This is a genomic window from Paenibacillus sp. FSL K6-1318, from assembly GCF_037976905.1.
GTDB classification, from domain to species: domain Bacteria; phylum Bacillota; class Bacilli; order Paenibacillales; family Paenibacillaceae; genus Paenibacillus; species Paenibacillus amylolyticus_A.
Window position 1 is genome coordinate 2,630,495 of record NZ_CP150270.1, and the last position, 21,879, is coordinate 2,652,373.

20 protein-coding genes and 2 pseudogenes are annotated in these 21,879 nt (G+C 45.7%); 16 read left to right on the forward strand and 6 right to left on the reverse strand.

The annotated features are described in order from the left end of the window. Window positions 1-84 precede the first annotated feature (84 nt). From NYE45_RS11920 to NYE45_RS11930, 3 genes are all read left to right on the forward strand, one after another. On the forward strand, window positions 85-1,116 hold the full coding sequence (locus tag NYE45_RS11920; RefSeq protein ID WP_340016771.1) for a LacI family DNA-binding transcriptional regulator: 1,032 nt from the start codon (window positions 85-87) through the stop codon (window positions 1,114-1,116). Between the two features lie 246 nt (window positions 1,117-1,362). Beyond that, window positions 1,363-3,909, forward strand: a complete 2,547-nt coding sequence (locus NYE45_RS11925) for a glycoside hydrolase family 2 protein (protein ID WP_340016773.1) — start codon at window positions 1,363-1,365, stop codon at window positions 3,907-3,909. Window positions 3,910-4,125: 216 nt separating this feature from the next. Next, window positions 4,126-6,036 carry an AraC family transcriptional regulator gene (locus NYE45_RS11930; protein ID WP_340016774.1) on the forward strand — a complete coding sequence of 637 codons (1,911 nt, stop codon included), beginning with the start codon at window positions 4,126-4,128 and terminating at the stop codon, window positions 6,034-6,036. A gap of 140 nt (window positions 6,037-6,176) precedes the next feature. On the opposite strand, the gene NYE45_RS11935 is transcribed toward NYE45_RS11930, so the two are convergent. Both NYE45_RS11935 and NYE45_RS11940 read right to left on the reverse strand, forming a co-directional pair. Next, a complete protein-coding gene (locus NYE45_RS11935) occupies window positions 6,177-6,848 on the reverse strand; it encodes a hypothetical protein (RefSeq protein ID WP_062833979.1) in 672 nt (223 codons plus the stop codon). A 43-nt stretch (window positions 6,849-6,891) separates the two neighbouring features. Further along, entirely contained in the window at window positions 6,892-7,413 is a 522-nt protein-coding gene (locus tag NYE45_RS11940; RefSeq protein WP_169482853.1) for a hypothetical protein, read from the reverse strand. A 227-nt stretch (window positions 7,414-7,640) separates the two neighbouring features. Here NYE45_RS11940 and NYE45_RS11945 point away from each other — a divergent pair, with 227 nt between their 5' ends. The 5 genes from NYE45_RS11945 to NYE45_RS11965 all read left to right on the forward strand — a co-directional run bounded on the left by NYE45_RS11945 (window position 7,641) and on the right by NYE45_RS11965 (window position 11,668). Next, the gene (locus tag NYE45_RS11945) at window positions 7,641-8,318 is read left to right on the forward strand and encodes an SOS response-associated peptidase (protein ID WP_062833981.1); all 678 of its coding nucleotides are present in this window, start codon (window positions 7,641-7,643) and stop codon (window positions 8,316-8,318) included. A gap of 186 nt (window positions 8,319-8,504) precedes the next feature. Next, window positions 8,505-9,635: an NADH-dependent flavin oxidoreductase gene (locus NYE45_RS11950; RefSeq protein WP_340016775.1), complete on the forward strand. Its 1,131-nt coding sequence runs from the start codon at window positions 8,505-8,507 to the stop codon at window positions 9,633-9,635. Window positions 9,636-9,772: 137 nt separating this feature from the next. Then, complete coding sequence (locus NYE45_RS11955) at window positions 9,773-10,540, forward strand: DeoR/GlpR family DNA-binding transcription regulator (protein ID WP_340016776.1); 768 nt, start codon at window positions 9,773-9,775, stop codon at window positions 10,538-10,540. Between the two features lie 20 nt (window positions 10,541-10,560). Next, the gene (locus tag NYE45_RS11960) at window positions 10,561-11,019 is read left to right on the forward strand and encodes an OsmC family protein (protein ID WP_062833984.1); all 459 of its coding nucleotides are present in this window, start codon (window positions 10,561-10,563) and stop codon (window positions 11,017-11,019) included. Between the two features lie 58 nt (window positions 11,020-11,077). After that, entirely contained in the window at window positions 11,078-11,668 is a 591-nt protein-coding gene (locus NYE45_RS11965) for a DUF2062 domain-containing protein (protein WP_340016777.1), read from the forward strand. On the opposite strand, the gene NYE45_RS11970 is transcribed toward NYE45_RS11965, so the two are convergent. Then, window positions 11,646-12,575 (reverse strand): AEC family transporter, encoded by a 930-nt coding sequence (locus NYE45_RS11970; protein ID WP_340016778.1) that lies wholly within the window; start codon window positions 12,573-12,575, stop codon window positions 11,646-11,648. The two genes, NYE45_RS11965 and NYE45_RS11970, sit on opposite strands and share 23 nt — an antisense overlap. 214 nt (window positions 12,576-12,789) lie before the next feature. Here NYE45_RS11970 and NYE45_RS11975 point away from each other — a divergent pair, with 214 nt between their 5' ends. Continuing rightward, window positions 12,790-13,872 (forward strand): lactonase family protein, encoded by a 1,083-nt coding sequence (locus NYE45_RS11975; RefSeq protein WP_062833987.1) that lies wholly within the window; start codon window positions 12,790-12,792, stop codon window positions 13,870-13,872. A 136-nt stretch (window positions 13,873-14,008) separates the two neighbouring features. Here NYE45_RS11975 and NYE45_RS11980 read toward each other — a convergent pair. After that, window positions 14,009-14,125 (reverse strand): annotated as a pseudogene (locus tag NYE45_RS11980) (IS3 family transposase); the annotation flags it as partial. A gap of 737 nt (window positions 14,126-14,862) precedes the next feature. Here NYE45_RS11980 and NYE45_RS11985 point away from each other — a divergent pair. The 3 genes from NYE45_RS11985 (at window position 14,863) to NYE45_RS11995 (ending at window position 15,614) form a co-directional block, all read left to right on the forward strand. Next, complete coding sequence (locus NYE45_RS11985; protein ID WP_340016779.1) at window positions 14,863-15,171, forward strand: hypothetical protein; 309 nt, start codon at window positions 14,863-14,865, stop codon at window positions 15,169-15,171. A gap of 16 nt (window positions 15,172-15,187) precedes the next feature. Then, window positions 15,188-15,322 carry a hypothetical protein gene (locus NYE45_RS11990; RefSeq protein WP_340016780.1) on the forward strand — a complete coding sequence of 45 codons (135 nt, stop codon included), beginning with the start codon at window positions 15,188-15,190 and terminating at the stop codon, window positions 15,320-15,322. A gap of 97 nt (window positions 15,323-15,419) precedes the next feature. Continuing rightward, window positions 15,420-15,614 (forward strand): DUF6199 family natural product biosynthesis protein, encoded by a 195-nt coding sequence (locus NYE45_RS11995; protein WP_340016781.1) that lies wholly within the window; start codon window positions 15,420-15,422, stop codon window positions 15,612-15,614. Between the two features lie 190 nt (window positions 15,615-15,804). Here the strand turns inward: NYE45_RS11995 and NYE45_RS12000 are convergent. Together NYE45_RS12000 and NYE45_RS12005 are read right to left on the reverse strand one after the other, a co-directional pair. Continuing rightward, window positions 15,805-16,440: pseudogene (locus NYE45_RS12000) on the reverse strand (IS3 family transposase); the annotation flags it as partial. 128 nt (window positions 16,441-16,568) lie between these two features. Further along, the gene (locus tag NYE45_RS12005; protein WP_340016782.1) at window positions 16,569-17,462 is read right to left on the reverse strand and encodes a hypothetical protein; all 894 of its coding nucleotides are present in this window, start codon (window positions 17,460-17,462) and stop codon (window positions 16,569-16,571) included. Window positions 17,463-17,834: 372 nt separating this feature from the next. Between NYE45_RS12005 and hxlA the strand changes: the two genes are divergently transcribed. The 4 genes from hxlA (at window position 17,835) to pepF (ending at window position 21,877) form a co-directional block, all read left to right on the forward strand. Beyond that, window positions 17,835-18,467, forward strand: coding sequence for a 3-hexulose-6-phosphate synthase (gene hxlA, locus NYE45_RS12010; RefSeq protein ID WP_036670570.1), 633 nt, complete (start codon window positions 17,835-17,837; stop codon window positions 18,465-18,467). A 4-nt stretch (window positions 18,468-18,471) separates the two neighbouring features. Then, entirely contained in the window at window positions 18,472-19,035 is a 564-nt protein-coding gene (gene hxlB / locus NYE45_RS12015; RefSeq protein ID WP_340016783.1) for a 6-phospho-3-hexuloisomerase, read from the forward strand. Window positions 19,036-19,306: 271 nt separating this feature from the next. Next, window positions 19,307-19,666, forward strand: a complete 360-nt coding sequence (locus NYE45_RS12020; protein ID WP_036608849.1) for a helix-turn-helix domain-containing protein — start codon at window positions 19,307-19,309, stop codon at window positions 19,664-19,666. A 408-nt stretch (window positions 19,667-20,074) separates the two neighbouring features. Then, a complete protein-coding gene (gene pepF / locus NYE45_RS12025) occupies window positions 20,075-21,877 on the forward strand; it encodes an oligoendopeptidase F (RefSeq protein WP_340016784.1) in 1,803 nt (600 codons plus the stop codon). Window positions 21,878-21,879: the final 2 nt, after the last annotated feature.

The following is a 21,879-nucleotide window of genomic DNA, read 5'->3' on the forward strand; positions in this document are numbered from 1 at the left end:
AAACAGAATAACATAACCTTGTTTTGTTGATTTTTGTTTTTTATGCTACACTGAATGGAAAATCAGGAAAAACGGGTGAGTAGGATGGCCAAAAGAGTAACGATGCAGCAAATTGCGGATGCTGCGGGGGTGTCCAAATTCGCAGTCTCTCGTGCACTCACGGGCAAGCCTGGTGTGAGTGAGCTTACACGCGAGATGATTGTCAGAACGGCGGGGCAGCTCGGGTATTTCAGAACCGAACCGAAGCGTTATCCAGGGGAGACACCGATGTCAGCGGAGATGAAACCAGAAGCGGAGCGTCAAGGTACTGTATTGATTTTGTTTCCCAACATTCGTTCTCAGAATCGCTCATCCTTGTATTGGGGGCCTGTGTTCGATGGCATATCTGAGAGGCTGAATGAGAAGGGATTGGATATTTTAACGTTAACAGAACCCTCTTCAGATCGGATGTTCTCCGTTCTTAATCCGGAAGCGATCAGCGGAGTTATTACCGTGGGCACCATCTCAACATCGGTATTGCTGGAGATATACAGGCTGCGTATTCCGCTTGTGATGGTGGATCATGAAGACCCTGCTGTATACGCAGATTCGGTTTTTACAGACAATATGAAATGTATGAAAGAACTGGTTCTCATGCTTGTAGGAAAAGGGTACAGAAGGTTTCAGTTTGCCGGTCAACTGCCTGATGCAGCAAGCTTTCGAGAACGCTGGCTTGCATATCGTACGGTGCTGGAAGAGAAGCAGTTGGAGGGGGATCAGCAAGAAGACTTACTGGGACCAGAGTATGAGCAGATCCGGAGATCTATTGCTGAAATGAAGCTTGAGGATATCCCTGAAGTGATCGTATGTGCCAATGATCATACGGCTGTTATTGTCCTTCAGGCACTTCGAAGCCGAGGTATTCAGGTACCTGAACGCTGTGCCGTAACCGGGTTTGACAATACGCAGACAGATGAGCCTATTCTCGCTTCGGTGCATATTAACAAAGAGAATCTGGGCACGAGAGCGGTAGATCAGCTGTTGTGGCGAATCAAACATCTAGATGAACCTTATGAACGCAAGCTGATCTATTCGGAATTGATTATTCGAGATGAATATAACGCCAGTATAGAGTAATGAGGTATGCACGTATTGGATCATTTTAACGACGACTTACAGGTGAATAAGCTCAGATGAGAGACATGGAGAGGTTGGAGCTTCATGTCTTTTTGATATGTAGAAACCATTTAACAAATTAAATTACAAAACAGATTGACGACGAGAAGCATATCGTGTTAATTTTGTTTTGTAAGTTATTTATTTTTATGCTAACAAAACCTAACAGAATATTGGTTAACAACTCTAACAACAATGGGGGCTGTCATGAGTACAATACAATCACATGTTTTTCAGAATTGGACGTTCAAGGCTTGCGAAGATCAAGAGTGGATGCCGGCTCAGGTGCCAGGCTGTGTGCATACAGATTTGCTGAAACTGGGCAAAATTCCAGATCCTTTTTATGGAACGAACGAGAAGGAAGTACAATGGATTGATAAGATTGATTGGGAGTATCAAACGGAATTTGACGTTGCCGAAGCGTTGTTCTCGCAGGAACATCTGGAACTGGTGTTTGATGGTCTGGATACATATGCTGATGTGTATGTGAATGATGTGCATGTGTTATCAGCAGATAATATGTTTCGGGTATGGAAGGCAGATGTGAAGTCCGTATTGAAGGGGAACGGCAATATTCTCCGAATACGTTTTCGGTCTCCAATACAGGAAGATCTGCCGAAGCTGGAGAAGCTCGGCTATGCATTGCCAGCATCCAATGATCAGTCCGATGTCGGCGGACTTGGCGATAAGAGAGTAAGTATTTTTGCCCGTAAAGCTCCATATCACTATGGCTGGGACTGGGGTCCGCGCTTTGTAACCAGTGGAATCTGGCGTGAAGCACGTCTTGAAGGTTGGACACAGGTACGAATCAATGATGTGTATATCCAGCAAAATGAAGTGAGCGCTACCTCAGCTTCATTAACGGCTGTTGTGGAAGTCGAGACATCACAAGCGGTAGATACGGTCATTCGTATCGGCGCAGATGGTCAGAGATGGGAAAGATCCGTATCGCTACAGCCCGGAGCTCAGACGGTGGAGATTCCAATCTCCATTAATGAACCGAAATTGTGGTGGAGCCGTGGGCTTGGTGATCCACACATGTACACTTTCCTTGCCGAAGTGCTTCAAGGTGAGCGAGCTGTGGCTGAATCTACGCTCAAAACAGGGCTTCGTTCAATTCGCCTGGTACGTGAGAAAGATGAAGCGGGAGCATCCTTTTACTTTGAACTAAACGGGGTTGCGGTCTTTGCCAAAGGTGCAAACCATATTCCGAATGATAGCTTCATCACCGAAATTACTCGTGAACGTTATCGACATGAGATTGTATCTGCTGCCGAGTCCAATATGAACATGCTTCGTGTGTGGGGTGGCGGGATCTATGAGCAAGATGACTTCTACGAACTGTGTGATGAATACGGCATCCTGGTATGGCAAGACTTCATGTTTGCATGCAGTATGTACCCGGGAGACGAAGCGTTCCTGAACAGTGTGAGACATGAAGCCATTGATAATGTGAAGCGTCTGCGCAATCATCCAAGTATTGCACTCTGGTGTGGAAACAACGAGATTGATTCGGCTTGGGCTCACTATGTTGAGAATGGTGGCTGGGGCTGGAAGAAGGAATTTACTGTCGAGCAGCGTGAAAGCATCTGGGCCGATTACGAAGCCATCTTCCATGATCTGCTGCCAGAAGTGGTTGAGGCGTATGCTCCAGGTGTGGATTACTGGCCTTCTTCACCACTTGTATCACTGACAGGGGATGAGAAGCAGCATGCGCATCCGTCCACAGCTGAAGGGGACATCCACTACTGGGGCGTGTGGCACAATGTAGAACCATTCGAAAACTACAACGTGCATGTGGGTCGTTTCATGAGTGAATACGGATTCCAGTCATTCCCAGAGTACAAGTCAGTCCGGACTTATGCAGAAGAAGAGGATCTGGCTCTGGAATCGGAAGTCATGCTTGCGCATCAGAAGAACGGGGCAGGTAATCGTCTGATCAAACAGTACATGGATATGTACATGCATGAATCGAAGGATTTCCCATCGTTCCTGTATATGAGCCAAGTGCTTCAGGCAGAAGCGATGAAGACAGCGATTGAAGCGCACCGTCGCCGCAAACCATTCTGTATGGGCACGCTTTACTGGCAAATGAATGACTGTTGGCCGGTGGCTTCATGGGCCGGTATGGACTACCTTGGTCGCTGGAAAGCATTGCAGTATTATGCGAAACGCAGCTTCAGTGATGTATTGGTATCCGTAGACGGAACCAAGGAAGATACAACGGATATTTATGTCATCTCGGATCAGCTTGAGCCAGTGAATGGCCAATTGCAGGTACGACTGATTGGATTCGATGGCACGGTGTACCGTGCAGAAGAGCATGAAGTAACAGTGGCTTCCAACTCGGGTCAACAGGTATTGTCCTTGAGCCAGGCTGAATGGCTCGAAGGACATGATGCAGCAACAACGCTTTTGCGCCTGGATCTGAAGCAGAATGGAGCAGCTGACATTGTGCAGGAGCATTATTTTGCACCATCCAAAGATCTTGCATTGCAGCCTGTACAAATTAAAGTAACTGAGGTTACTGAAAATGATGGCAAATATCTTCAACTGGAAAGTGATGTGCTTGCCAAACAGGTATGGATTTCCTCCGAAGCGGAAGGCGTATTCTCGGACAATTTCTTCGACCTCATTCCAGGTATTCCGGTGAAAGTGCAGTTCACTTCCAGAGAAGGGCTGCAATCTGCCGATGCGGCTTCCAATACAGGACTCATTCAGGTTCGTTCCATGGCTGACTTTATCAAACTATAATAAGGCGTAACATTAGAACGGTTGAGATCTCTCTATGAGGGATTTCGACCTTTTTTTATGTTGGAGCACCGAAAACAAACTAAACCAAATCAGAAGTGGGCTTCAAAGACAGCTTCAATGTTGCTATAATTGATAATCATTATCAATTATAGGTGGTTTTTTAGTCACAATGCCAAAGTGTTGTGCGTGTTTGATTGCTTAGGAAAGGGAGACTATATGGGAATTCAGAATGACATCAAGCTATGGGATCAGGTTCAGGTTCGCGTGCTTGATGTCCGTCTTATATCACTGGCAACAAACGAGTTCATACGAAATTATGTGTTACCGACCAGTGCATTTGTGTATGTTCAAGGCAGGGGACAGGTGTGGCTGGACGAAGAGGTGTGGTCTACAAGCCAGTTCTTGCTGCTGCACGGGGGAAAAGGAAGACGTCTGACACTTGAAGCGACCGGGGCTACGGAGGTACATCTGATTTTGTACAAATCAACGTTACCCTCCAATGTGCTGGTGGAGTACCGAATGATGCTGAACCAGCGTAATCCGTTTGAAGAGTCCTGGGCGACAGCGCCGGATCATGCACTTGAGCTACGTGAGCTTGTGCGGAATATACATGAATGCTGGTCAGGGCAGGAGCAAGTGGGCAAAATTCAGGTCAAAGTGTACTTCTTTCAACTGGTACAGCTTGTATTGTTACAGCGGAATCGCATGCTTAACGAAGTTCAGCAGCCTTCGCTTACCGATCAGGTTTTGCGATATATCAAAGCTCATTATCGGGAAGCGATCTCGCTTGATTCACTTGCCCAGTCCTTGAGTTACAGTCCGCAATATTTATCACGCAAATTCAAGGAACAGACGGGATGTACACCGACAGAATATGTGATTCGGTTACGAATGGGTGAGGCAAGAAGTCTGCTTACATCCACTGAAGCTTCATTACAGGAGATTGCTGCGTATGTGGGTTATATGGATCCGTTCTATTTCAATCGTATATTCAAAAAAGAGACCGGGATAACACCGGGACAATATCGGATGAAGCAGCAGGCAAACTCGAAATCAGTTTCGAAAAGTACATCAAATGCAACAAATGAATCCATTGTAACCGAGGGAGAGGAACGTTATCCTTTAATTGATGATGATAATCATTATCAATATGAGGGAGATGAGGAAATCAACATGTTTAACCATTTTAAATCAGCGATTATGTCGCTTGCGCTTGTACTCACATTGAGTGCTTGTGGAACAGCCCAGCAGGGGGCAGAAACATCCGAAGTTGCGGCTGAACCCGAACAACCGGCAGTCGTGGAAACCCAAATGGTAAATACGACCTTTGGTGAGGTAGAAATTCCTACACATCCGGAGCGAGTTGCTGCCATAGATTATCTGGGAACGGTGCTTGCTCTTGGTGTCAAACCGATTGGTGGAGGCCAATTTCTGATGAACAGTCCTTATCTGGAAGGTCACATGGATGGTCTTGAAACGATAGGAGATTCCGTTGAACAATTGATGGAGCTGGAGCCGGATCTCATTATTACATTGAATCCGGACAAGGCCGCTTATGAGAAATACAGCAAGATTGCTCCAACCGTTTCGATCGCATCCATCACTTTCCCAACACTGAAGGACGAAGTAAACTATTTCGGTAAAGTCCTTGGCAAAGAAGCGGAAGCAGAGAAGTGGCTGGCTGATTTCGATGAGGAGATTGCCAAAATCAAGCAGGAGGTGCAGAGTGTTGTTCCAGCTGACGCTACATTCTCCGTTATGCAGGAATATGATCGCCAAGTCTTCATTTTTGGTAATCAGTCGGGCCGGGGAGGACGTAACATCTACGAATTGCTTGGATTGCAAGCACCAAAGAACATTCCATCCGAGTTGATGCAGGGCGCTTATCATGAATTCTCCATAGAACTGCTCTCGAAATATGCCGGAGATTACATTGTGCTGACCAGTAACTCTCAGCTGAAAGAGCTTCAGGCAGATCCGATCTGGGGTTCATTGCCTGCTATCAAAAATGGAAAAGTGTACATATGGACGGAAGAACAATCCTGGTTCCGGGACCCTATCGCCTTGTTGAAACAGACACAGGATCTCGCTGAATGGATTATTGGACTTAATACACCGTCTAAGTAAGAAGCTTCAAAAAAACCGTGCCGCCCAGTTTGTTGAGCAGCACGGTTTTCATATTTTTATGTAGGACTGAACAGTAGAAGGGGACTAGCTGTCTGTACGGAGAAGAAATAGCGGTGTGATTGCCGTATAAAAGATATTGGTTATTGTTTCTTTTGTTCGTTCTGAATTTCTTGCAGATCCTCCAGTTGCAGTGTGAGGTCATTCTCGGGGTTTGCGCTCACGATGACTTCCGATTGTGATTGTTGCTGACCTGGTTGGTTCGACTTGGCGGCAGGTTTGATTACGTAGAGACTTTGAACGGAGTTGAGCAGGCTGGCAGGGGTGTCTTCATACGTTTCCAGGAAAAGCACATAGTCTTTGGTAGGGATCAGCTTGAGGTTATCATCATTTATAATCTCGGTGTTGCCTAGTTGTCCGCCAAGTTGCTTCACTTCAATGTGTTCCCCGGCAGTGTAACCGCCCTTATAGGATTCAGCGACCTGAATCGTGTGGATCGTATAGATTTTCTCAAAAGAAGACGGCTCTCCGCCCGGATCGGACGCTGGGTTTAACTCGTTTTCATTCGCAGCATCGGTAGCTTGTACGATATCGTTTAAAGCTTCCACACGAGTCTCAACCACACTGCCTTTCACAATGGTATTTGCTCTCTCGGACAGGTCGCCAATGCTGGTATAACTCGGGTAATCTTCAGAAGCAATGATGGTCAAGGGTGCATCGGACGGGGACGCGGTAGGTGTAACAGAAGAGCAGCCAACAGCAGATAGAATGAAAATGGAAGAGAGAAGAAGCGTTAATACTCGTTTTTTGTTCATGGACAGGAATCCTCCTTGGATTTTGGAATGAGTTCGTAGCGGATTAGTACTTGGATCTTACGTTGTTGATATCAAAAGTTTGGGGTTGGGTCATGGAATTGCGGTTGCGGGAGTAAGACATAATGGAAGGACTGCTTGTTGTCGGGTTGTCACCGAGCCATACGGAGTGTCCGAGTTCGTGGACGAATACGCTTTGAATGAAGTTGGATAAGTTGGTCGCGTCAGGGGTGATCGTGGATGCATTGAGTTCGATGCGGAAGCTTACAACTTGACTGCCGGATACGGAGGCGTAGTTGACACCATATGCTGTGTTATTGAAGTTTCCTGCGGTGATGGTGTTCGGAGAGTTACTTGTTTTGGTGAATTGAACTTTGGCACCTGCATTGTTCCAGTTGGCAAGGGAAGCGTCCATAGGGGTCTGCCAGGCGGAGGCGTAATTATACGTGCGAATGGGGATGGTGGTGCTGGGATAACCGTAGGTTAGAAAGGTTGCCGCATAGATGGTACTGCCGAACATGGCAATCGCCGAGAACAACATGATGCTCATCAAAAACTTCCTTTTCATACTTAAAACCTCCAATAAATGTATTTTATTCTCTATTATAGTAACAAGTAATATTGGAGTTGAAATGAGTCCGAGGTCGTTGTTTTTGTCGTGAAAAACATGAAATATATCTTGATCCGACCCTAACGGTGTCAAAATAAGTCATTTTCTGTTCGATGTGCATGCATAATTTCCCTAAAGTTACAAACAATACATCCAACTTACACAGGGAAAGGTAGTGCTTGAGCATGTGCAACCGTTTTTCATTGGCAGCCGATCTGGACGAAGTCAGAGATCATTTCAAGATTCAGCGAGTGATGTATTATTACAAAAACCGATACAATATCAGCCCAACTCAGCATACGCCGATCATTTTGCATCAGGATGGTGAGCGTGTATTGGATGAGTTCCGGTGGGGGTTCATTCCATTCTGGGGTCGTGATGCCGTTAACGCGAATCTCATGACCGTGCATGAGAATCCTTCCTATTACAAACTGGTAGAGACCAAGCGCTGCGTTATTCCGTGCAACGGATTGTATTACTGGCGGCAAGAGGGCAAAAAAAGTTATGCGGTTCGTGTTGTTATGCCAGATCGTGGCTTGTTTGGCATTGCTGGTTTATATGAAGTATGGAAAGACACACGGAAAGAGCCGCTTCGGACCTGCACGATGCTTATGACAGGCGCGAACATGGTTACACGCGAATTTGGCAGCAAAATGCCAGCCATTCTCTCCGAAGAAGAGATCAACACCTGGCTTGATCCTGCCAATACACGAGTGACTCAGTTGCTGCCACTGATCAAATCCTATAACAGTACAGAGATGAATCTGTATCCGGTAACACCGATGGTTGCCAATGACGAACACGACTGTTTCGAATGCGTGGAAGAGATGGATCAGAAGCTGGCCTACATTCGGAGTTTCTGAAAATCATTTGAATAGAGTGAAGAAGATGAGGGGGCCGAGAGTCTGAAGACACTCTGCTCTTTTTTTCCTTTCTGAAAATGAAGAGTTGCAATTGCGGTGAAACGTAACTATAATCATTACAGTAAGTGAACGCATATATTCATATATCTATTAAAAGAGATATTTATAATCAGGAGGGAACCACGAATGAATCCAAAGTTTAACCAGATGTTCGAACAAGTTTCACTACCAACTGGCATTACACTGAAAAACCGTATCGTGCTCGCTCCGATGACTCATATGTCCTCGAATGCTGATGGTACTATTTCCGACGCTGAACTTGCTTATTATGCACGTCGCACCGGTGGTGCCGGCATGTCGATTACAGCTGTAGGGCATGTGACCGAGACTGGTATTGGTTTTCCGGCTCAGTTTGGCGTCTATGATGATCGCTTCATTCCCGGCCTGAAGAAACTGGCTGATACCATTAAACAACAGGGCTCTGTAGCCGTATTGCAAATTTTCCATGCGGGCCGTCTGACACCAGAACAAGCCGTACCTGCGGGTCAAGTGGTTGCTCCTAGTGCAGTTGCGAGTGAGCGTCCGGGATCTCCTGAACCAAGAGAATTGACGGATGCCGAGATTACTTCCATTATCAAAGACTTTGGTGAAGCGACACGTCGTGCAATCGAAGCCGGATTTGATGGTGTTGAGATTCACGGTGCGAACGGTTATCTGATTCAGCAATTCTTCTCCCCGCATTCCAACCGACGTGAAGATCGTTGGGGCGGAAGTGCCGAGAAACGTCTGACATTCCCGCTTGCTGTAGTGGACGAGATTCAGAAAGTTGTTGCCGAACATACGAAACTGCCGTTCATCATTGGCTATCGCTTCTCCCCGGAAGAACCGGAAACACCGGGACTCACGATGGAAGATACGTACCTATTAGTGGATGCGCTGAAAGATAAAAACCTGGATTACCTTCATGTCTCTGTGAACGAGTTCTGGTCCAAACCAAGACGTGGCGAAGCAGATACGCGTTCAAGAATGGAATTCATTCTGGATCGTGTGAACGGCAAATTGCCTGTGATCGGTGTGGGTGCGATTCATACAGCTGCTGAGGCTGCTGAAGCGCTTCAAACAGGAGTACCATTGCTTGCAATTGGACGTGAGCTGATTATCGAACCGGATTGGGTTGAGAAAATCGAGAGTGGACGGGAAGAAGACATCGAAACGATTCTGACCAAATCGGATCAGGAGCGCTTGGTTATCCCTGACGGATTGTGGAATGCAATCATCCACACGCCGGGCTGGTTCCCTATGGCAGAAGATAAATAAGATACACTTCAGAACTGGAATGGAGGGGGCGAAAGCTCCCTCTTTTTGCACGTGGACCAAATTCTCCTAGTGATCGCACTGTGGTATGATGGAGGAACAGGATCAACTGGATAATCAACGGTTTGGAGTGAAGGAATATGCTCGTAGCTGAACGGTATGAGAAAATAGTGGAGTGGGTGGATACGCAAGGCAGCATGCGTGTGACCGAACTTAGTGAGCGCTGCGGGGTGACGGAAGAGACGATTCGTCGTGATCTGGACAAGCTCGAACAGGCGGGCAGGCTCAGACGGTCCCATGGCGGGGCGGTCAGCGTGAAATACAAGGAAGAGTTACAGTCGGAGATTCCGTATCCGGAACGGGCTGTAGCCCATGCAGAAGAGAAGCGCAGAATTGCAAGCGAAGCGGTGAAAATGGTGGAATCCGGTGACCGGATCGCCCTGGATGCAAGTACAACGGCGTGGTATATGGCGGCAGGATTGCCGAACATTCCACTGACGGTATTAACCAACTCGATTAAGGTCGCCGCAGAGCTGAGTAACAAGGAGCAGATTCGTGTGATTGCCACAGGTGGGCAACTGGCTTCGAAGTCACTGTCTTTTGTAGGACCGCTGGCGGAACGTTCACTGGATGCTTACCATGTGGATAAAGTGTTTCTGTCTTGTAAAGGTGTGCATCTGACCAAAGGTATCAGTGAATCCAATGAATTGCAGGCCTTGGTGAAGCAAAAGATGATCCATATTGCGGATGAGGTCATTTTACTTGCAGATTCCAGCAAGTTTAACATACAGGCGTTTACCAGAGTCGCTGAGATGAGCAGTGTGGGGAAAGTGATTACAGATCAGGGTGTAGACGAAGATCAAGTTAGCGCATTGATCGAACAAAATATTACGTGTATACGTGTGTAAATCAGAAAGGAATGAATGTCATGAAACATCCTTTTCATCTGAAAGCGGTATGGAATGGTGGACGTAACAGTGAGGGAACCATTGATGCAGGTGGATTAAAAACGGTCATATCGATTCCGCAGGAGATGGGCGGACCCGGTACGGGAACCAACCCGGACGAGATGCTGCTGGGTGCAGCCTCGACCTGTTACCTGATCACGCTGGCAGCGATGCTAGAGCGTTCGGATATTACGCCGGATGAGTTGACGCTGGAGTCAGAAGCAACGGTGGATGTTACAAATAACGTGTTTACGTACGAACGGATCGTACATAGACCCCGGATCGTGCTCAGCGCAGATGCCTCTGAGGCGGATCTGACCAAAGCCGAGCGCTTGGCGCACAAGGCTGAATCATCCTGCATGATCTCCCGAGCGGTGGCAGGAAATGTCGAGATGCAGACACAGCCAGTCATTGTTACCACTGGAGCTAACGCGGTGTGATATACTAAAGAATAGACGATTCAAGTCGTCATTTGTGCAAAATAAGGAGAAGTTCGGTATGACCACACAGAAGCGCAAGACTAACCGCTGGGTACGTTTAACACGTGCGATGAAGCTGAATTTTCTCAAATTGTTACGTGCTCCCGGAGGTGCCCATAAAGTATCTACCGGATTTGCAATAGGGTTCGGACTGGAACTGATCGTGATCTCGACCGCATCCCTGATATATCTCGTATTTTATCCCATTGTGCGACTGTCTGGAGGTTCGATGCCAGCAGCGATTGTTGGTAACGTGATTGGAAAACTTACGTTTTTGCCTATTATTCTGATGCCGCTCGCGAAGCAGATTGGTTCCTGGATTCTGCCTGCTCACAGCATGGGACAGGGACTGGTACACGAGAGTGCATTCATGGAGCTATTTCGTGGTAACTGGTCGGCGGTGAGTGAACTGTTGCTAGGAGGATTAGATATTCTGGCAGGTATGTCTGTGTTCGGTGTCATTCTGGGTGTGATTTCGTACTTTGTCGTGAAATTCTTCTACGTCAGAGCACTCAACCGGCGTTATGAACGCCGGCTGGAGAAACGCCGACAAGCGGATCTGGCGTCGGTATCGCCTCCGGTATTAATCAGGAAGCCATCACAATCATAATCGGCAGCATTAACATGGACGCAGCGGTGGTCCACAGGATGCAACGGGATACAAACTGCGGAGAAGCATTGAACTGTTCAGCCAAAATAACGGCGTTCACTGCGGTCGGCATCGATGCGAGGATCAGCAGCACACTGAACAACGTACCCTCGACCTGTAGCGCGGTCAGAATTAGCCAGGAGAGGATCGGTGCAGCTGCGAGACGGACTACAAGCCCGGTCCAGAAGGCTCGGCGTACATTGGGCAGCCAAGGCGCTGTAGCACCTTTTGGTCTGAGCATCTGTGCTCCCAGAATGGCAAGAACGACAGGAGAATAGCCCGCAGCCAGCATGGAAATCCCTCCATCGAGTGCGTCAGGCAGGCTCAGATTGGACGCGCGCAGCGCAATGGCGATACCAGCAGCATAGATGGATGGCATGCGGAAAACGGAAAGAATCGCATCTTTCACCGTGAATTCGGATCTCGCGGCAAAAAAGATACCTACCGTATTGACAATGATCATCTGTCCAATGACGTAGACGGAAGCCTTGTCCAGTCCAAGCTGACCAAAGGCAAGCAGTACAAGCGGGAGCCCGTAATTCACGCAGTTCGTAAACGTGGAGACGAGGGTGAGACCCGCTTTTTCGCTTGCACCCAGACGGAAAACCCGGCTGAGCAACTCGGCGAGTGCCCAGAGGGTAATCAGATTAATAATGGAGAACCAGAACGTGCTGGTGACGTCTGTCCAGGTAATCTCGGCATGCAGCAATGTATTGAAGATGAGCGCAGGGCTCAAAATATAAAGGGAAAAGGTCGAGAGCGACCGGGTATCCCAATTCTTGAAGCGTTTTAACAGAATACCTCCGATCACGGGAAGTGAAATCGGCAGGAATACATGGTATAACGTGAGTAAAAATGAGTGAAGCAATGCAGTTCAGTCCCTTCTGGATGAAAAACCTATCTTATCATAGCAGAAGATGCACCTCATATGAATGGATTTCAGTATGATCGTGTGCATTCCACCCGTTGTTTAACCCATGATTTTACGGATGTGCAGCGACAGCGGATTGCTATTTTGATATGGCAGATTTATTATAGAAGAGGTGCAACAAGATTACATACACATAGAGGAGGAAACTGTAATGAGTGAATCAAAACGCTTGCTCGTACTTGCTGGCTCTTATGCCGAAACGGAAAATGAGGGCATTTATGCATATGAATTGAATGAGGATACAGGCAGCTTGTCCAAACTTGACGGCATCGCTGGTGTGAAAAACCCAACGTTTGTCAACGTGGATGCTGAGGGTAACAAACTGTATGCGATTGGTGAAACAGCGTCAGCTGAAGGCAATAAAATGTCTGAAGCTGTAGCTCTGAGCATTGATCCTTCTACAGGAAAATTAACGTTGCTGAACCGGAATGACTCCATTTCAGCTCCACCATGTCATATCCAGCGTGATCCATCCGGAAAATACTTGATCCTCTCCAGCTACCACGGTGGTCTGGTAGGTCTGCAAGCCTTGACGGATAACGGTGAAGTTGGAGCGCTTCTGGACGAGAAGAAACATGAAGGCCAAGGTGCGCATCCTGAACGTCAGGACAAGCCACATGTGCACTCCGCATTCTTCAGCCCGGATGGCAAATACATGATGGTACAGGATCTGGGTGCGGATAAAATCGCGATCTATTCCATTGATGCAGACAAGAATGAACTTGTACTGCACAGTGAAACCAAAACGCATGCGGGTGCAGGTCCACGTCACTTGGCGTTCCACCCAAATGGTCAATTCGCTTATGTCATCAACGAAGTGGATTCTTCCATTACTTCGTTCCAATATGATGCAGCAGCGGGTACGTTGACTGAATTGTCTACCGTATCCACATTGCCAGATGGTTATGATGGCAAAGAAAATACAACAGCGGAAATCACAGTTTCCAATGATGGACGTTATGTATATGGTTCTAACCGTGGACATGATAGCATCGTTGTATTTGCAGTAGATGCAGACAAAGGTCACCTGACACTGGTTGAGCATGTGTCTGCTGAAGGTGAGCACCCGCGTCACTTTGCTCTGACACCTAACGGCAAACTGTTGATCGCAGCTAACCGCGATACCAACAACATCGTGACATTCACAGTAGATCAGGAGAGCGGACGTCTGAAATACACAGGTCATAGCACAGGTGTATCCAAGCCGGTATGCGTGAAACCTGTATATCTGTAAGCCTTACATCACACGGTAAAGCACCAATTTTTTGCAAGAAACTCCTGAATGGCAGGGTCATTATAAAAGAGACCACTTTCTTTCTTTTTAGAGAGAGGTAAAGTGTATCCTTTGTAAAGGACATTTTGAAAAAGACCTAAGCAACTTGTTGAAGTTGCTGTCTGTATTTTACAGGCGGCAACTTTTTCAAATTCCATTGCCCTCGATCATGATTGTAATATGTTATATAACTCTTAATTTCTCGTTTCACTTCTGCTAGAGCCTGTTCAAAAAGCCCTCAATTTCAGAAATAAAATAAAAATGCACCGATGCATTAAATGGTAAAATGGAGGTATCTAGACCGCCAAAAATGCCATTATGCGAGGTGTATTTTCATAGAGTTGCAGTTAGAACTGCTACCCTATCACGACTATAGCACACCCGGCTTTGATGCTGAACTTATCGATTATATGGATCATGTGGATGACTCCACTGTACTTGAGAAGATTGCGCCCCTTTTACAAGGATGGCCGTCTTCTTCCTGTTGATCCAAGAGTCTACTTTCGGATGCACCATTTATACTTCACTCGCCCAGAAATTTCTTCATTCAGAGAACTGGAGAGACAATTAAAGAACCGAAGAATCAGGCATGCAGTAATTTTATTGGCATTCCCACCATCAAAAAGGTACCTGTACATAGCAGCTTGAGCCATTTCAGAACCCGAATAACCGCAGAATTATTTTACGCCATTCTATTCGATATTATCACACAAGCCTTGCTTGCGAAAAAACGTATTCCGATCCAGATGCCACTTGTGGCGTGCAAAGAACGAAGGCGAACCAGAACAAGTTTTAAATCGGCTACTGTAAGCATTCCATTGTTTGTCCGATTCCCAAGAGGCCCATGGTCTTGTTCTCGATTATACTCCCTAATAACACGGCTGATGTTAAAGTGATGCTGCCGCTCGTTGAAATGATAAGAACATTGAAGGACTGAAGGTTGACTATTTGGTGGCTGACTTGGGCTACTTCGATGCTGAGGATCAAAAGACGACACTTATGAAGCACGATGTGGCGGTCGTGACGGAAATTAAGAAAAATACAATCGTTCCCGACCATTGCTCTTCTGATGGAAAACCAGTATGCGAACAAGGTCATGCACTTATGTTTGATGGATTTGAGAGAAACACGTACAATGCGTGGTTCCGTGGGGATAATGCGAAATGCTCTGCCTGCCCGCTGCAAGGTCTTTCTGATAAACAGTTTGGTTATTCTTTTAAGGAAACCCCCTTTTTTTCTATGGACCTGTGCGCAAGATAACACGTTGCAAACATACATGCTACAGTTCCGAAAGCAGGTTGAACTGGCGTTTGCGCAAGAGTCGAATCAACTGTTCTCCGTCATGAAACACAAGAAGGTTCCGGTTCGGACAACCAAACAACGTGTCGAGAAATGGTTCACAGGCTCGTAGTATACAATTATTTACTTTATTATTCTAAAATGTATACGCTTACTATATAATGTGTGTTAAGAACGTTTCATGAATATATCTCTGGGGGGAACATTCAATGTGGATTTTTATTATTGTTTTTAACTTAATGGGACTCATTTCTGTTTTTAGTCCCCGTACTTCTTGGTTATTATCCAACTGGTGGCGTTTTGAGGGTGATGCAGAACCGAGTAGCGTTTCTCTCTTATTTTACCGGATCGGTGGAGTTGTTTTCTTGATCGTTGGTATCTCATTACTTTTTAGAGAGATATGAAACCACTTTCTGGATCGATTCAAGCTGTCAAGAAAGTCACTGACGGCTTTTTAATGTCTCTGTTGTCTGAATTTTAGTTATTTTATAAAAATTGTGTGAATATTTACGTAACAGAGCATGGATTGAAATAGAGAAAAACCAAGGCAATAATATAAAGTGTACCCTTTGTAGAGGACACTTTGAAAAAAAATCAGATGACTTGTTGAAGCTGCTGTCTGTATTTTACAGGCGGTAGCTTTTTCAAATTCCATTGCCCGCGATAATGATATTATATGTCATATAACTCTTAATTTCTCGTTTTATTTCTGCGAGTGTTTCGCATTCTTTGATATTCGTCTCATCTTTAAAATGCCCAAAGAACGATTCTTGGGGGGGGGGCATTATCCCAACAGTTGCCTCGACGTGATATAGATTGACTTAATCCCATTTTCTTTACCAGGGATTGGAATTGTGGGCTCAGATCATGAAAGCCTTGATCGGAATGGATCAACGCATCCTTGGTTATATGGCGGTACTTCTTCAGTTGATGGAGCGTGTTAAGCGCAATTTCTACATGTAACGAAGAAGATACCTCATACGCTAAAATTTCATTCGTCTGTGCGTCTTTAATGGTCGATAAATACGCGCGTTTATTGCCTTTGTACGTTAAATAGGTGATGTTGGTTAACGACACTTTTCCAGCTTGACCTTGCTTAAAATGGCGTTGTAATTGGTTTCGACATGTCCGATGCACTTTCGTTGTTTTTGTCATTCTACGGGCTGGATTAGCCTTTCGAATGGGACAGATGATTTCAAATTTCTTCATGATCCGGCGAATCCGCTCCAACCTCTTTTTTTCATTATAAACAAAACACCCTATAAGTTAGACTTTTTTCAAAGTGTCTATCTTATAGGGTATATTTTAATATAACTGGTTTCACTGAACATTTTGTAGCTTCTTAATAGGCTTATACTTTATCGAATATTAGCTGTATCATAGATTGTCCACATCAGAGGAACGAGTTTTACAATAGCGCTAACTGTAGTTTCTGCTGCGAATTTACCTTTAGTAGCATCAATAATCCATTCTCCTCCTACATTCTGTTGTCCAGCAGACGGCCAAGCCGGTGAGTGATATGCCTGATTACTATTTAAGTAATCATACCATAATGATACGCCATCAGAAGGCCAGTTATAAGCGATACTGTATCTTAAATTAGTAAGTTTGAAAAATTGTTGAGTTTGATAACTAGAATATACCCAGCCTTCTGAGAAACCACCGCTGATTAAAAATGGAACACTTAGTCCACTTGCCAGTACATGCAAATCAGCAGCCATGGGGCGAACATCAGATAAAGACAACTCTTGGTGAGGCAGGGAATTGATATTTTGTAAAGATTTTTTAAGAGTTATGCTATGTTCAGATTTTACTTGATTTAGTGTTTGCTTCAGTGCAGTTTGATCCGCACTTTTAGAGATAACAAATCCAAAGGCATCCTCAATGGTTTGATTTATAGGAGAAACCTTGGTGTTTACTGCTACACCCGTAATATTACCATTGGATTCAAGTAGATTGAACGAAATACCGTCTTCACGTTCCTTTGTCGCATATTTATTTCCGTTTTCATCTTTGCCGAAGTTAACGGCCTCAATCTCAATATTCTTCCCATTAAGTTCAAAACTGACTTCTAGATATCCTTCATCTTGGGAGAACTTAATGTTTTCTAAGCTTGCAAACTCATTCAAATCGGCCTTGTTATAAGCAATCCCCTCAAAAGCTTGTGGTTTAGATGCATCTGCAAAAACATTTGGTCCAATAGATAATAGAGCCGCCACCAAAAAACCGGAAACTAAGGACTTGAATTTCATAATGATTCCTCCTTCAAATTCGGTTGTTTTTAGAAGAATTTTCCATCTTCATATATAGTGAAACACATATGATATTTTTTGTCAAATAATTACATATATTTTATTTACTTAATTATAAAATGAGTAAATTCAAGAGGGGATAGATCTAGATCATATATTCGTATAACAATGAATTAGTTTCATTAGTTCCCCCCACGTAACTACCCCACTTCAAAGTGCGTACTTCCTGAATGGATAGTCAGGGTCTACAATGAGTGAGTAGCCAAAACAAACACTGCATGCATCTGAACAGACGAATTGGTGCAGGCTAAATATCTGATTATTATTTTTACAGGAACGACTCATACTTGAACAACAAAGGAGAAATAAATGATGAAATTGCAATTGGCACTCGACTTGGTAAACATCCCTGAAGGTATCGCACTGGTTAAAGAGGTTGAACAATATATTGATATCGTTGAGATTGGTACTCCAATCGTTATTAATGAAGGTTTGCACGCGGTAAAAGCGATGAAAGAAGCATTCCCTAATCTGCAAGTTCTTGCAGACCTTAAAATCATGGACGCTGGTGGTTATGAAATCATGAAAGCAGCTGAAGCTGGTGCGGATCTGATCACTGTGCTTGGAGCAACCAATGACAGTACGATCAAAGGTGCAGTAGCAGAAGCGAAGAAACAAAACAAACAAGTTCTTGTGGACATGATCAACGTGCCTAACCTGGAACAACGTGCTCGTGAAATTGATGCGCTTGGCGTAGATTACATCTGTGTACACACAGGTTATGACCTGCAAGCTGAAGGACAAAGCCCGTTCGAAGATCTGCAAACGATCAAAGCTGCTGTGAAAAACGCTAAAACGGCTGTCGCTGGTGGAATCAAGCTGGAAACATTGCCAGAAGTAATCAAAGCACAACCGGATCTGGTTATTGTAGGCGGCGGTATCACAGGACAAGCAGACAAAGCCGCAGTTGCAGCTGAAATGCAACGTCTCGTTAAACAAGGGTAAGCAGATGAGCAAAACACAGTACGCAGCTGACATCTTGAAGGAGCTAAAACGTACGCTAAGCCAGATCGACGATGCAGAGATGCAAGCGATGGCTGAACACATTCTGGCTGCAGAACAGATTTTTGTGGCTGGAGCAGGTCGGTCAGGTCTTATGGGAAAGGCTTTTGCCATGAGATTGATGCAGATGGGGCTTCGTGTATATGTGGTAGGTGAGACCGTTACACCTGGGATCAGTTCAAAGGACTTTCTCTTGTTATGCTCAGGCTCAGGAGAAACAGGCAGTCTTGTAGCGATGGCTCAGAAAGCTAGTTCGGCAGGTGCACCTGTCGGTCTGATTACGATCAAGCCAGAATCCACGATTGGGCAATTGGCGACTACGGTCGTGCGCCTTCCGGCTTCAGCCAAAGAGGACACGGCAACTTCCGGAGCGGATGTAACCATTCAGCCGATGGGCTCGTTGTTCGAACAGGGACTGTTGATTGGCATGGATGCACTCATCCTTACGATGATGGAAATGAAGGGAATGACCGGAGCGGATATGTTTGGCCGCCACGCGAACCTGGAATAGCGATTAGATGAAAGAAAGACCGGAATCCTTTGATTGCAAAGGGTTCTGGTCTTTTCTGCGATGCACAGTCATTTATCTGTATAGGTTTTATCCGTAATTTTCACTTAAACTTTGCATCCCGACCAGGCTGTAGTAGAATTAATAGATAGCTGTATCGAATGAATGTACTTATTACATCATGCATGGAGCGGAAAGCTTACCTCGTGTGAAGTTTCCCCGTGATATGCGTAATATACGCGATATAAGATTGAAGATGAGGGGGCTCGGAGCCATGGCGTCTGAAGTGAAGGAACGGATTAATCTGAAAGAAATCAACTGTGAGAAGGAATTGACCCTTGCGGTGATCGGTGGCAAATGGAAACTGATTATTTTGTGGCATTTGGGTCTGGAAGGCACCAAACGTTTCAGTGAGCTGAAACGCCTAATCCCTCATATTACCCAGAAGATGCTGACCAACCAGCTACGTGAACTGGAGGAAGACAAGCTGATTGAGCGTAAAGTGTATGCAGAAGTCCCTCCACGGGTGGAATATACGTTGACAGATCACGGTCAAAGCCTGATGCCTGTCCTGCACGCAATGTATAACTGGGGTAAAAATTACGGTGAAAATGTAATCTGGAAAGAAAGCTAAATAAGTTATAGTCAGAATGACCGCTAGGTAAATGGATACTTCCATTACCTGCGGTTTTTTTATTTACTTACAAATTTCGGTAAATGAATCAATAGTTTACTCCAAACGCAGCGGGCAGAAATAGACTTAAGAAGCGGAGCTAAAAGCTTTCTGAAATAAAGCTACATCGGAAGCATACGCCTCGCCTTTATCACCGGATTTTCACCTTTGAAAAAGTGAATCAAAAAATCCGGGGATAACAGCGATCGAAAGGCTATTCTGCCAGCGGAGTAATATGGAGTAACCCGTTTGTCTGCTCTACCATAAATCCATACCAAAAGTCTCATTGTTCGCAGATGTCATGTATATATAAGCGGAATATGATACGATGAGAGATATTGGAAAATGCAAGGAGGATGACAACTAACGATGGAAAAAATACGTACACGTGCTGAGGTAAACCAGGAAACGACTTGGGATCTGAGAGACTTATTTGTAACTGATGTAGAGTGGGAGCAGGAGCTTCGATCACTTCCTGAGGCTGCTGCACAGATCGAAACGTTCAAAGGGCGTCTGGGCGAAGGCGCTGAGCAATTGCTGGCTTGTCTGGATGCGCGTGAAGCTTTGCAAGAGCGGATTGGCAAGACGGCTTCCTATGCCCGCCTGAAGCAGTCAGAGGACAGCACCAATCCGGTCAATATTGAGAATTCAGCCAAGGCAGGAGATATCCTATCGAATCTGTCGTCGTCCTTGTCTTTTGTCAATTCGGAGATCGTTGATCTGCCGGATGGAACTGTAGAGCGTTATATTCAAGAACTTCCGGGATTGGAACCGTACGCCCGCAGTTTGAAACGTTTGATTCAAGAAAAAGCACATCGGCTTACGCCAGAGACCGAGAAGGTACTCGCTTCACTCGGAGAGGTACTGGATTCGCCATACCGAATCTATCTGCGCGGTAAACTGGCAGACATGACGTTTGAAGATGCCCTCGATGGAGAGGACAATAACCGTCCGTTATCCTGGTCATTCTATGAAAATAATTATGAGATGTCGTCCGATACGAAGCTACGCCGTTCTGCTTATGCTGCGTTCAGCTCGACATTGAATGAGTACAAAAATACGTTCGCAGAAGGTTATGCAACCGAAGTGAAGAAACAGGTTGTTTTATCCAGACTGCGTGGTTACGACGATGTTACAGATATGCTTCTCAGCCCACAGCAAGTGAGCAAAGAGATGTACAATAATGTGCTCGATATTATCCAGCAGGAACTCGCACCTCATATGCGCAGACTGGCAGCTCTCAAGAAACGCGAGCTGGGTCTGGACAAGCTGATGTTCTGTGATCTGAAGGCCCCGCTTGATCCTGAATTTAGCCCAGCCATTACATATGATGAGGCGTGCACACTCATTCGTGAAGCACTTGATGTGCTTGGGCCGGAGTATGGCGAGATCGTAGAGCGCGCATTCAATGATCGTTGGGTGGATTACGCAGATAATGCAGGCAAATCCACAGGGGCATTTTGCTCCTCTATATATGGTTCGCACTCCTATATTCTAATTTCATGGGCGAACAATATGCGCGGGGCCTTTACACTTGCGCATGAAGTAGGACATGCAGGCCACTTTATGCTCGCGGGACGTTACCAAAAGCTCACGAATACACGGCCATCCCTTTATTTTATTGAGGCACCGTCGACCATGAATGAAATGCTGCTGGCAGATCATCTATTGAAGCGTTCCGATAATCCGAGAATGCGTCGTTGGGTCATTTTGCAACTGTTGAATACGTATTACCATAACTTCGTTACACATCTGCTGGAAGGGGAATTACAGCGCAGGGTGTATGCACTCGCAACCAATGATGAGCCCATTACAGCGAAGACGTTAAGTCAGCTCAAAGGAGACATCCTTTCCGAATTCTGGGGACCTGATCTGGTTATTGATGAAGGGGCCAAACTCACGTGGATGAGACAACCTCATTATTATATGGGACTATATCCATATACCTATGCGGCAGGCTTGACGGCTTCCACAGCGGCTGCACAGCAGATCCGGGAAGAAGGACAGCCAGCTGTAGATCGCTGGCTTGAAGCACTCAAAGCCGGTGGAAGTCTCACGCCGCAGGAGTTAATGAAGCTCGCGGGTGTGGATATGTCCGGACCTGAGCCGATTCGTTCTGCAGTTGCGTATGTCGGCAGCCTGGTCGACGAACTTGAACGTCTGTATTCCTGATC